The following is a 12,391-nucleotide window of genomic DNA, read 5'->3' on the forward strand; positions in this document are numbered from 1 at the left end:
AACGCAAAATTAATCCAAGTGCAATATATTGTCAAGGTGAATGCTATATGAACCAGTCTATTGACGCTATCTCTTACAATCTCAAGAATATCAGGGAAAGCCGTGGGCTTAGCCTGGAGCAGCTTGCAGAACTTACCGGAGTCAGCAAAAGCATGCTGCGGCAAATAGAAATGGGCAAATCCAGTCCAACCATTACTACCATGTGGAAAGTGGCGAACGGTCTTCGTATTTCATTTACAGCTCTTATGGCAGAGCAGGATACCCATACTGAAGTGCAATCTTTTAAATTTAATAAGCCTATTCTGGCTGAAAAAGGACATTACAGGATTTATCCCCTCATCCCATTCAGCCCGCAACACTCATTCGAGACATATTATTTTGAAATTGACCCAAACACCACTTTCAGCGGGGAACCGCATAATGGGAGTCTATTCGAATATATTTTTGTTACCCAGGGAGTTTTAGAGGTAATTGTGAAAGATAAATCTCACCAGATCAAAAGCGGTGAGTTTATAAAATTCAGTGCTGACTGTGGTCATATATATAGATGTATAAGTGAAACACCTGTAACAGCTATTATGCAGTTGAGTTATATGTCTTAACGACCAGTTAGATATTTAAGAACGGTCTTCCTTTTTTTCAAATCTTCCCCGACATCAGGCAATCCTCTTCAACTTATATTATAATCTACTTAATTAACCATAAAATTTACTTAAAATTCATTCCGAATAATAAATCTATAAAATCTATATTTTTAGTTGACATTAAGATTTAAAAAGATTAAAACTCATTCACCAAATAAACCGGAGGGTTTTTGATATGAGAAAACTGCTGAAACCTTTTCTGACAATTGCTGTGCTCTTCGCACTGCCTCTCACGCTTCTGGCAAAGGACATTACGCTCCTGAATGTTTCCTATGATCCCACCAGAGAGCTCTACGAAGAGTTCAACAAAGCTTTCGCCGTATACTGGAAAGCAAAGACAGGCGACAACGTCACCATTAAACAGTCCCACGGCGGCTCAGGCAAACAGGCACGCTCGGTTATAGACGGCCTTGAGGTGGACGTTGTTACTCTGGCTCTGGCATACGACATCGATGCCATCCACGACAACGGCAACCTCCTCCCTGCTGACTGGCAGAAACGTTTTAAATCCAACAGCTCACCCTATACATCAACAATCGTTTTCCTCGTAAGAAAGGATAACCCCAAAGGCATCAAAGACTGGAACGACCTTATCAAACCCGGTGTGGCAGTTATCACCCCCAACCCCAAAACTTCCGGCGGAGCCAGATGGAATTATCTTGCCGCATGGGCATACGCTCTGGAACACAAGCAGAATCCTCAGGAATTTGTGAAAGCTCTGTACAAGAACGTTCCCGTGCTTGACTCCGGCGCAAGGGGCGCAACAACGACCTTCGTTGAGCGGGGCATAGGCGATGTATTCCTTTCATGGGAGAACGAAGCTTTCCTTGTTCTTAATGAGCTTGGCAAGGATAAATTCGAAATAGTCGTACCCAGCCTCAGCATTCTCGCTGAACCCCCTGTTGCAGTGGTTGACAAAGTTGTGGACAAAAGAGGCACAAGAGACGTTGCAACAGCATACCTTAACTACCTCTATACAGTTGATGGCCAGCGTATCGCCGCACAGAACTACTATCGCCCCAGAGACAAGAAAGCTCTGGATGCATACGGCAAGTTCTTCGTTAAGACCAAACTGGTGACAGTGGACAAAACTTTCGGCGGATGGCGTAAGGCTCAGAAGACCCATTTTGATGACGGCGGAACTTTCGACCAGATCTACGGCAAATAAGCACTGAATATCTCACACTGTCATCCTGAGTGCAGCGAAGGATCTCAATCAGAGATTCTTCGGCAAAAGCCTCAGAATGACGGGTGACCATATTGATGGTAAAAAATATTGTCCTCTCTTAAATCCCCCTTTGGTAATGGGGGATTTAAGGGGATTTACATTAAGATAATAATGAAAATCCACCCCAACCCTCCTTTATTAAAGGAGGGAGAAAAGCAAAAGCCCTTTTTTACTTGAACACAAGGAGGGAATGTGAACAAGTATAATGTCATAGGCGGCTTCGGTATATCCATGGGTTACACCCTGCTATACCTCAGCCTGATAGTGATAATACCGCTGTCAACCGTTCTTCTGTCCGCAATGTCCATGAGCTGGGGCGATTTCCTCGCCACTGTGCTGGACAGGCGGGCACTTCTTTCTTATAAGGTGACCATACTCGCCTCGCTTACGGCGGCGTTTGTAAACCTTATCATCGGCTTCATCATGGCATGGGTTCTCACCAGATATGAGTTCTGGGGGAAATCCATAATCAATGCCGCAGTGGATCTTCCTTTCGCACTGCCCACAGCGGTTGCGGGGATAACACTAACCGCACTTTACGCAGAAAGCGGATGGATAGGCTCTATTCTGGCCAAGTTCGGGATAAAGGTGATCTTTACCCAGACGGGCATAGCTCTGGCGTTGATCTTCATAACCTTTCCTTTCGTTGTGCGGACGGTTCAGCCGGCTCTTGAGGAGCTTGAATCCGAACTGGAGGAGGCGGCGGCCAGTCTTGGCGCATCCCGAATCCAGACGCTGACAAAAGTTATTTTCCCCATAATAGCCCCGTCGCTTATAACGGGCTTTGCGCTGGCATTCGCCAGAGGTCTTGGGGAATACGGTTCGGTAATCTTTATCTCCGGCAACATGCCTTTTAAAACCGAGATAACGCCCCTGCTGATAATCACAAAACTTGAGCAGTTCAACTATGCGGCGGCAAACGCCCTCGCCCTTATGACCCTTCTGACCGCCTTCACAGTCCTTTTTCTTCTTGGTGTGCTTAAAAAATTCATCAGGAGGGAGCAGTAATGGCGAACATCAGAAAAAGAAGCCTCAGCGAACCCCGCTGGGTGCGCTACAGCCTTATCGGCTTTGTCTTCCTGACATTTTTCCTGCTTCTGGCTCTGCCGCTGGCGGCCATCTTCGTTACGGCGTTTCGTGACGGCACAGAGGTATACCTTAAAGCCATATCCGATCCGGACGCACTCTCCGCAGTGAAACTCACACTGTTTGCAACCTTCTGCGCCGTTGTGCTGAACACTCTGTTCGGTGTCGCCGCCGCTTGGGCTGTTACAAAGTTCCGCTTCAAAGGTAAAAACCTGCTGACGGCACTCATTGATCTGCCCTTTTCGGTCTCTCCTGTAATTGCGGGTCTTATCTTCATCCTGCTGTTCGGCACAAGCGGACTTTTCGGGAAGTTTTTACAGGCAAACGACATAAGGATAGTATTTGCGGTGCCCGGAATTGTCCTTGCGACAATTTTCGTCACCTTCCCCTTTGTTGCCCGTGAGCTGATCCCGCTGATGCAGGAACAGGGAACCGAAGAGGAGGAAGCGGCAAGACTTCTGGGAGCGTCAACGCTGAAAACCTTCCTCAAGATAACCATTCCCAATATAAAGCTGGGTCTGTTCTACGGAATAGTGCTCTGCTCCGCCAGAGCCATCGGCGAGTTCGGGGCGGTTTCGGTGGTTTCCGGCCACATCAGAGGGATGACCAACACCATGCCTCTGCACATTGAAATACTCTACAACGAATATAAATTTACGGCGGCGTTCGCTGTTTCAACACTTCTGGCTCTCACAGCCATAATAACTCTGATAGCAAAACGCATTCTGGAAAACAGATCAAGGGGGGAAGCATGAAAATTGAGATAAGGGAGCTGAATAAACACTACAACAGCCTCCATGCGCTGATAGACGTGAATCTGGATATTGAGAGCGGCGAGCTTATCTCACTTCTCGGCCCTTCAGGTTCCGGCAAAACCACTCTGCTTCGCACAATTGCGGGGCTTGAGAGCTACAGCGGCGGACAGATAATCTTCGGCGGCGAGGACACGGCAAAACAGCCTCTGGGCAAACGGGGCATAGGCTTTGTGTTTCAGCATTACGCCCTCTTCCGCCACATGACCGTATTTGAGAACATTGCGTTCGGACTTACCTGCAAGCCCAAAAAGGAACGCCCGTCAAAAGAGCGCATCAGAGAGAAGGTTCAGGAGCTTCTGAGCCTTGTTCAACTGGACAATCTGGCGCAGAGGTTCCCTTCGGAGCTTTCAGGCGGACAGAGACAGCGGGTTGCTCTGGCAAGGGCACTGGCTGTTGAGCCGAAGGTTCTGCTTCTGGATGAGCCGTTCGGTGCACTGGATGCAAAGGTGCGCAAAGACCTGCGCAAATGGCTGAGAAGGCTGCACGATGAGCTTCACATAACTAGCATATTCGTCACCCACGATCAGGAGGAGGCTCTTGAGGTAGCCGACCGCATCGTAATCATGCACAAAGGGCGCATTGAACAGGCCGGAACCCCCGAAGAGGTCTACGAAAAACCTGCGAACAGCTTCGTATACAGCTTCCTCGGAAACGTTAACCTGTTCCACACCCGTCTGGTGAACGGAAGCCTTGTTCTGGGCAACGCCGCAGAGATAAACGATGATTCCGAGATAAAGGACGCATCTCTCTATGTCCGCCCCCATGACGTGGAGATTCTGGATGCCGACAACAAAGAGGGAATCCTCGCCAAAGTGGTGTTCATGAGGCTGAAAGGTTCTGTGGCAAACATTGAGCTGCTCTCGGAAGAGGACGGGACATACATCGATGCCGAGGTCACCGCCGAAACATGGAGAGACCTGAAACTGAAGCTGCACCAGTATGTTAAAGTGCGCTTCAAAAACCAGAAGGTCTACACCAAGGGCGAAGAGGACATCGACTATGTCATATAAGGATATTTCAGCCGAATGGAGGGTTGAGGATTCGCTGGCGGCTCTGCGGTTCTTCCTCGGCAGGTTCAAAAAATACACTGTTGCATTCAGTCAGCAGGCAGAGGACGTTCTTCTGCTCGACCTTGTGAAGCAGATAGACCCGAATCCGGACGTTTTTTCAATTGATACGGGAAAGCTGTTCAAAGAGGCCGCAGAATACAACAGAAGCATTGAAGAGTTCTACGGAATAAAGATAAACGTCATAAGGCCTGACGAGGGCGAAGTTGAAAGGATGGTGGCCGAACACGGCGAACAGCTTTACTACGAAAGCGCCGAACTTCGTAAGCATTGCTGTCATGTACGCAAGGTCAACCCCCTTCAGAAATATCTGAAAGGCTTTCCCCTTTGGCTGACGGGTCTGCGGAAACAGCAGTCACCCACCAGAACAGACCTTGAGACAATAGAATATGATGAGGCAACCGGGGTTTATAAGTTAAGCCCTCTTTTGGGATGGACTACGAGTCAGATGTTCGATTACATCGAAGCCAAAAAAATTCCGCTGAATCCGCTTTATGAGCAGGGATATCCTAGCATCGGATGCGCCTGCTGCACCAGACCTGTTCAGCCCGGCGAGGACATCCGCAGGGGCAGATGGTGGTGGGAAGACCCCACGCAGAAGGAATGCGGACTGCACGTTAAACACAAATAGAAAATCTGAGGTGAAAAATGAATCATTTGGATAAGCTGGAAGCGAACAGCGTACACATCCTGCGGGAGGCATACAGGGAGTTCAAAAGCCTTTCAATGCTCTGGTCAATAGGCAAAGACAGCACTGTCCTGCTCTGGCTCACCAGAAAGGCGTTCTTCGGACACGTTCCCTTTCCGCTGATACATATAGACACGGCTTATAAGATACCGGAGATGATAAAATACCGGAACGAGCTTTGCCGTGAGTTCCGCATAAACCTTATAGTTGGTCAGAACAAAGCCGCTCTGGAAAACAAAGAGACCTTCCCCGACGGCAAGGTTGACAGACTGGGCTGCTGTAAGAGACTTAAAACCGATGCGCTTAAATATACCCTCTCCGGCGAATGGGAGAGACAGAGGCTGGATTTTGACACGGGCGAGCTTGTGCCCGACACATCAAAAGATGCTTTCACAGGGGTGATCGCAGGGGTTCGTGCCGATGAGGAGGGCAGCCGCTCAAAAGAGCGTGTTTTCTCCGCAAGGGACGAAAAGAGCGAATGGGACACCGCAAGCCAGCCGCCTGAACTCTGGAACCAGTATAAAACCGAGTTTGCACCCGGAACCCACGTCCGCATCCACCCTCTTCTGGACTGGACAGAGCTGAATATCTGGGAATACATAGAGCGGGAGAATATCCCCGTGATTCCCATCTACTTCAATAACGGACAGGGTAAACGATACCGCTCTTTGGGATGCTGGCCTTGCACCAGCCCGGTGGAGTCGGAGGCTTCAAACGTTCAGGAGATCATAGCCGAGCTTAAAAGCGGCAAATTCAGAAACATTGCCGAACGCTCCGGACGAGAACAGGACAAAGACGGCGGCGGTACGCTGGAACAACTGAGAAAAGACGGGTATATGTAATATGAACAGAATGAACATCGTTATAACAGGTCACGTTGACCACGGAAAAAGCACACTCATCGGCCGCCTTCTGGCGGACACCAACAGCCTGCCCGAAGGCAAGCTGGAAGCGGTTAAAAGCATGTGCGCAAAGAACGCACGCCCCTTCGAATACGCATTTCTGCTGGACGCTCTTGAAGACGAACAGAAACAGGGAATCACAATCGATTCCGCCAGAGTCTTTTTTAAGAGCAGCCTGAGGGAATATATAATAATTGATGCTCCCGGTCACATAGAGTTCCTGAAAAACATGCTCACAGGCGCATCCAGAGCATCGGCGGCGGTTCTGCTTATCGATGCCAAGGAAGGAATAGCCGAAAACTCACGCAGACACGGGCTTCTGCTCTCTCTGCTGGGCATCCGTCAGGTTGTGGTCGCCGTAAACAAGATGGATCTGGTGAACTACAGCAAAGAGACCTTTGACAATATAGTCAGAGACTACAGCGAATATCTGGCGGGGCTTGGAATAACCCCCAAACACTTCATCCCCGTTGCCGCCAGAGAGGGCGACAACCTGAAAAACACCTCCGAACAAATGCCGTGGTACACTGGCGAAACAATCCTTGAGGCTCTGGACGGTTTTGAAGAGGACAAAGCACTCCACGAAAAACCTTTCGCAATGCCACTGCAGGACGTATACAAATTTACGGCCAATAACGACGACCGCCGTATCTTTGCGGGCACTGTTGTTTCAGGCTCGGTGAGCGTTGGCGATCAGGTGACTTTCCTCCCCTCAGGCAAGTCCAGCCGGGTGAGCAGTATCGAATCGTTCAACACACCGATAAAATATTCCGTCTCCGCAGGCGAGGCCGCAGGGTTCACCCTTGAAACCCAGATATACGTCAAGCCCGGTGAGGTGGCTGTGGTAGAGGGTCAGTCTGACCTCAAAACATCAAACCTGTTCCGTGCAAACGTTTTCTGGCTTGGCAACAAGCCTTTTGAGACAGGAAAACAGTATAAGCTGAAACTGGCGGCTTCAAAATCTCCGGTTGTGATTGAAAAGATCGAAAAGCTCATCGATGCCCAAAGTCTGGACAACAACGACAACCGCACCGACATAAAACGCCATGAAGCGGCCACTGTCGTTCTGCGCACGTCAAACTTCCTTGCTTTCGACACTTTCGAGAACAACGAACCACTCGGCAGATTTGTCATAATCGATGAATACAACATAGCCGGCGGCGGGATTATCCTTGAATCCATCGCCACCGAAACCCTTACAAAACGAATCTACAGCCAGCAGGAGATAGAGCTTAACGCATACGTCAGAAAGCACTATCCCCACTGGGAATGCAAAGAAATTTCTAACTGAGGAGCTTATGGGATATTACAGACTGCCCGAGGGCTACGAAAAAACTGTTGAGGCATTCGCCGCCGAACATGTAAGATTTTTAGACGGCGGACTGACTTCAGAGGATTTTAAAAAACTGTGCCCGCCGCTTGGAATATATGAACAGAAAACGGCAGGAACATACATGCAGAGAGTAAGACTTGCAGGCGGACTGATAACCCCCGACCTGCTGAAATCGCTTCTGGCACTGGCAGAAGAGTATGCGGGAGGTTTTCTGCATATCACCACCCGCCAAAACGTTCAGTTCCACGGGGTTGCGGAAGAGGATCTCGCTGTTCTTCAGCAGGAACTGGCAAAACTGAACCTGCTGACGAAGACCGCAGGGGGAAACTGTGTGCGCAACGTACTCATAGACCCGCTTTCGGGAACGTCGCCGGACGATGTTTTCGATGTCGCCCCATGGGGGCTTGAGCTTTCCAACAGACTGCCTGAAAATCCCCTTTTTGCCACACTGCCCCGCAAGTTCAAGATAGCTCTGTCGTCCTCCGCTGCCGACCGTGCGCTGGCAAAAATCGCCGACCTGGGTCTCATCGCAAAGATAAAGGACAGCGTTCACGGATTCTCAGTCTACACTGGGGGCGGACTGGGCGTATCTTCCCGCATCGGGCACGAGATATTCGAATTTCTGCCCGCAGAGGACATTCTGATTGCGGCCACAGTGTTCAACAAGGTGTTCGATGAATACGGACGGGATGTGCCCAGAAATCAGTCACGCCTGCGCTTTCTCATAGAGAGACTGGGTGCGGCTGAGTTTAAAAGGCTTGCGGAGGAAAAATTTGCAGAACTGAAAGACGATTCTTCCCTGAAGATTATTCCCGCAGAACTTCCAGTGGTCGGTGACGCACCGGATGCGGATGCGGAAATCACCCCGTTTGTAACCCGTCAGAGGCAGAAAAACAGGTTCACTGTAAAAATTCCCCTCTTTTTCGGGAACATATCTGTGGAAACAGGCGAAAAGATAGCTGACTTCGCCTCAAAATATCCTGAAACAGAGATAAGATTCACTCAGACACAGAACATTCTGCTGAAAAACATCCCGGCCTCCGCTTTGAAAGAGGCAAAGGAGCTGGGAGAGAGCATCAGCAACCTTGCGAAGCTGAACAGCTTCATAAGTGATGTTAAAACCTGTGCGGGAGCAGATTTCTGCCGCCTGTCCATAACCCGTTCATCAGCTCTTCACAAAGGCATAATAGATGCCGTAAAGGCGGAAGCAGACCTTAAGGAAGTCGAAGGGATAAACGTCGGAATTTCCGGATGCCCCAACGGATGCGGACACACCGTAATATCCGACATAGGGTTCAGCGGAAGACTGAGCAAGGGTAAAGAGGCCTACAAGATATATCTGGGCGGCTCCGCAGATGAGCTGGGCAAAGAGGCCGGAGAGCTTGAGGCAGAAAAGATACCTCAGTTCTTTGTTGAATTTCTCAGGGAGTTCAAAAACTCAGGATTCACGGATTTCAGGCTGTTTCTGGGAACAGACGGCATTGACAAGGCAAAGGAAATAATAAGGGACTCTTCGCAAAGCTCCGATTGACCGCATAATCAACAAGCCCCGCCCGAAAGCGGGGCTTAAATATATCTAACCTGCGATCCCTTTTCGCACCAGTCCGCAAAAATCTGCAATATACTGTTTCACCAGAATCCGTTGAGCACCAGACATCACCCCATACGCAACCGCTCTGTCCAAAAGCTGGTCGGTGCTGCTGACTGCCAGCTGTTCCAGCCCGGCTCCCAGACGATTCTTTTCGTCCTGAGTCGGTGGTCTGTTCTGCCGGATAGAAACAAACAGATCCTCCTTGTCTGAAGCAAATTTTATCAGAAGACTTTCAAGTTCTTTCTGCGCCTGCGGATATTTTGCCAGAAGCGAGTCCAGATCACTTATGCCGAATACGTTTATAAGAATGTACCGCCAGGCCTGAAGCTCGTACGGAAAAGGATTGCGCACGGCAGCCAGAGCCATTTCATAGGTGCTTCTGGATTCATCGTAAACTGATGAACTTTCTACATATGCATGAGTCAGCATATCTATGAACTCTTTTTTGCCGAACCCGAATTTACCGTATATTATTGCGGCGTGGGCATCACCAGACGAATTCACCGTGTCAGGAGCCTGTCCGGCAGCGGCAAGAAATAATCTGTTTACGGCAGAGTGACTGCACCCGTTGAATTTGTTATAAATCCCCGCACAGAAATCGGAGGTTATATTCGGCTGCTGAATTGTGTTCAGCAGTGATTTTGACGCAATGGTTACAGCAAAAGATTTTGATATTCCTGATTTGTAGTCAGGGTTGAAACATGGCCAGTAATTTTCTGAACCTGAATCCTTTAATCCTGTTTTTTTAACATAGGGAACAAAATCGTCCGCTGAGTATTCGATCCCCTGCAAAGAAATCTGTTCAAATGCTTTCAGAACCGCAGATGTTCTCAGATAAATAGCCATGCATTCGTAAAGGTCTTTAATTCCGTGTCCGTTATGGGTGGATTTCGGCAGGGTGACAAGACACCCCAGTTTACCGCCGAAAGTGGAGACCGGATCGTAAGCGGTCATGAATATTTCTATATTGTTCTTCGACTGGTTCATTCTGTCCTTTTTCAGGTGGATCATGGATATTTCGGAGAGCCCAGCCGGATTATATCCAAAGCCGGATAAACGGCTGATATTGCCTGATGCGTTGGCTGTGAGTGAAAACTGAGTTAGTCCGCCGCCAAGTGAATGTCCGGTAACATAAAAATTTTTACCGGGGTTGCTGTCCAGCATAATTTTAAGCAGTCCCGCCGACTTCAGGTAAAGCAGACTGGGAGCCGAAAGCTGCTCTATATCGGCATATACCATGTCGAGGCTGTCTGTGCCGGAAAAGGAGACCACTATATTGTTGTCCTTTTTGCCAAGCCATGCTCTCAGCCCCCTTGAGCTTGTGATAAGCCCTTTGGCTTCGTCATAAACCGGTTGCAGATATGTCGGCAATTCCGCTTTACTCAAATTCACATAGCCGCCGCTTTTTGAAGTATCTATGCCTGAATAGGCAAAATCTGCAAAAGTCAGCATCTGGGATGCCGTCGGTTTATCGATGTTCACACATTTAACCTGATAATAGAGGGCAGCCTCCAACTGCGCCGCCGCAATGTTGAGCAGTTCGGGTTCAAAGACCCTTGCAAAGAAATCCTGAATAGCCGTGAAACAGCCCTGAATAAGGCTTCTGTATTGCGGCAGAAGAGTATCTCCGGCCTGAGCCAGATACCTTCCCGCCATATCATCCGCAGAAGAAATACCAAACCACTCCTTAAGGTCATCAACAACGTCCCGTATTCTGCTGATGGAATGGAAGAGCAATCCGAGCACTCCCTGAAGTGCCGGCGGGCGACCGACTTCTCTTCTGCAAAGCTCAAGTATAGCCTGCTCTTCCGGCAAAAGGCTGTAGCCGGAGCGTATTTTATCTTCGAACATCTCTATCGCAACCGAGTAGGTCTGCCGGATAAGAGCAGCCGCATCAGCCTGCGAAACGCTGTCGGGGTTGCTGAGATATTTCTGTTCCAGATCCTTTATCTTCTTAAGCACATCATCAAGCTCGGAAGAAGCCTTCAGATAGACTGTCTCGCTCAGCACCGGAGCCGTTTTCAGCAGATTCCTTTTTATAGGCAGATACAATTTATCCATCTTGTGCCTCCGTTAAAGCATATTTCCGCTTTCGACATGCAGAGCCATCGCACGGACGCTTTGAATGTATCTGTCGAGAAATGCGGATATCCGGCTGATATAGGTATTCCGGTCTGCCTCCGTTATGTAGTGTATGGTGCTTAGCCAGTTAAGATAATCAGTCGTGTGCTGAATTATTGTGGATTTGATCTTAAGCTGAACTCCGTGTTTATCCAGCCGTCCTGCGAGAAAATCAGAATATATGGACTCTCTGGCGTTTATATAGTTCTGAAGTCTTTGCCTTGCAATGGCCAGACCCGCCTGAGGGCTTTTGGCCAGAATGCCGTCAACATCTATTCCGGCCTCCTCAATGGCAATCTTGCGCCATGCCAGAAGTTCATCATCAATGTAGTTGTTAAGTCTGCTCATAACGGTATTGTATGCGTTCAGGTTATCTGCATATCTGGCGGTCACGTTGTTATAAGCTGCATTAAGAAGCTGTTTAAGCTGGTCGAGCCCTATCCCGTATTTACCGAAGAAAAATACTGCGTATTCATCTTTAACCGCCTGACGCACGTCCGCCGATGCGTCTGCAACCAGAAGCTCCCTGTTTGCAAAAGTGTGGCAGACACCGTTAACTCCGAAATTAACCCCGCTTGCGGTTCCTTCCGTTCCGGGAGGAATATATGTCATAAGCCATTCCCTGTAGGTGTTAACTGTTGCTACAAGAGTTTTAGGATCTGTGGTTTCCCAGCCCCTTCCATAGTTTTTCCACTGAACGCTTCTGTCATTTTTGCCTACAACAAAAGCATGAGTGGAATTCGGAATAATATAAGCCGAATCCAGAGAATACGCCTCAACAGTCATTAAGCTGATACCGGGTTTATCGCTTCCCATATTGGCCTCCCAAATAGTTTAATAACAAATCATACCTATGTGCATATCAGGTTGTCAAACCGAAAACATAAGCCATCGGTTTTTATGCAAAATCCCCCCT

11 protein-coding genes are annotated in these 12,391 nt (G+C 48.8%); 9 read left to right on the plus strand and 2 right to left on the minus strand.

Going from position 1 to position 12,391, the window contains the following annotated elements; genetic code table 11:
• Positions 1–47: 47 nt before the first annotated feature.
• The 9 genes from C8D98_RS09330 (at position 48) to C8D98_RS09370 (ending at position 9,294) form a co-directional block, all read left to right on the plus strand.
• Positions 48–602, plus strand: a complete 555-nt coding sequence (locus C8D98_RS09330; protein WP_132873861.1) for a helix-turn-helix domain-containing protein — start codon at positions 48–50, stop codon at positions 600–602.
• 217 nt (positions 603–819) lie between these two features.
• Entirely contained in the window at positions 820–1,812 is a 993-nt protein-coding gene (locus tag C8D98_RS09335) for a sulfate ABC transporter substrate-binding protein (RefSeq protein WP_132873862.1), read from the plus strand.
• A 252-nt stretch (positions 1,813–2,064) separates the two neighbouring features.
• Positions 2,065–2,880, plus strand: coding sequence for a sulfate ABC transporter permease subunit CysT (cysT, locus tag C8D98_RS09340; RefSeq protein ID WP_207891256.1), 816 nt, complete (start codon positions 2,065–2,067; stop codon positions 2,878–2,880).
• Positions 2,880–3,713, plus strand: a complete 834-nt coding sequence (cysW, locus tag C8D98_RS09345; protein WP_132873863.1) for a sulfate ABC transporter permease subunit CysW — start codon at positions 2,880–2,882, stop codon at positions 3,711–3,713. The genes cysT and cysW overlap by 1 nt, the downstream gene beginning before the upstream one ends.
• On the plus strand, positions 3,710–4,783 hold the full coding sequence (locus C8D98_RS09350) for a sulfate/molybdate ABC transporter ATP-binding protein (protein ID WP_132873864.1): 1,074 nt from the start codon (positions 3,710–3,712) through the stop codon (positions 4,781–4,783). The genes cysW and C8D98_RS09350 overlap by 4 nt, the downstream gene beginning before the upstream one ends.
• Positions 4,773–5,471 carry a phosphoadenylyl-sulfate reductase gene (locus C8D98_RS09355; protein ID WP_165871262.1) on the plus strand — a complete coding sequence of 233 codons (699 nt, stop codon included), beginning with the start codon at positions 4,773–4,775 and terminating at the stop codon, positions 5,469–5,471. The genes C8D98_RS09350 and C8D98_RS09355 overlap by 11 nt, the downstream gene beginning before the upstream one ends.
• Before the next feature lie 17 nt (positions 5,472–5,488).
• Positions 5,489–6,370 (plus strand): sulfate adenylyltransferase subunit CysD, encoded by an 882-nt coding sequence (gene cysD / locus C8D98_RS09360; protein ID WP_132873866.1) that lies wholly within the window; start codon positions 5,489–5,491, stop codon positions 6,368–6,370.
• A gap of 1 nt (position 6,371) precedes the next feature.
• Positions 6,372–7,721, plus strand: coding sequence for a sulfate adenylyltransferase subunit 1 (locus C8D98_RS09365; RefSeq protein WP_132873867.1), 1,350 nt, complete (start codon positions 6,372–6,374; stop codon positions 7,719–7,721).
• A 7-nt stretch (positions 7,722–7,728) separates the two neighbouring features.
• Entirely contained in the window at positions 7,729–9,294 is a 1,566-nt protein-coding gene (locus C8D98_RS09370; protein WP_132873868.1) for a nitrite/sulfite reductase, read from the plus strand.
• A gap of 45 nt (positions 9,295–9,339) precedes the next feature.
• On the opposite strand, the gene C8D98_RS09375 is transcribed toward C8D98_RS09370, so the two are convergent.
• Positions 9,340–11,415 (minus strand): Tle-like phospholipase domain-containing protein, encoded by a 2,076-nt coding sequence (locus tag C8D98_RS09375; RefSeq protein ID WP_132873869.1) that lies wholly within the window; start codon positions 11,413–11,415, stop codon positions 9,340–9,342.
• A gap of 12 nt (positions 11,416–11,427) precedes the next feature.
• Positions 11,428–12,291, minus strand: a complete 864-nt coding sequence (locus C8D98_RS09380) for a hypothetical protein (RefSeq protein ID WP_132873870.1) — start codon at positions 12,289–12,291, stop codon at positions 11,428–11,430.
• Between the last annotated feature and the right edge of the window lie 100 nt (positions 12,292–12,391).

It is taken from the genome of Seleniivibrio woodruffii, assembly GCF_004339245.1.
In the GTDB taxonomy this organism is placed as follows: domain Bacteria; phylum Chrysiogenota; class Deferribacteres; order Deferribacterales; family Geovibrionaceae; genus Seleniivibrio; species Seleniivibrio woodruffii.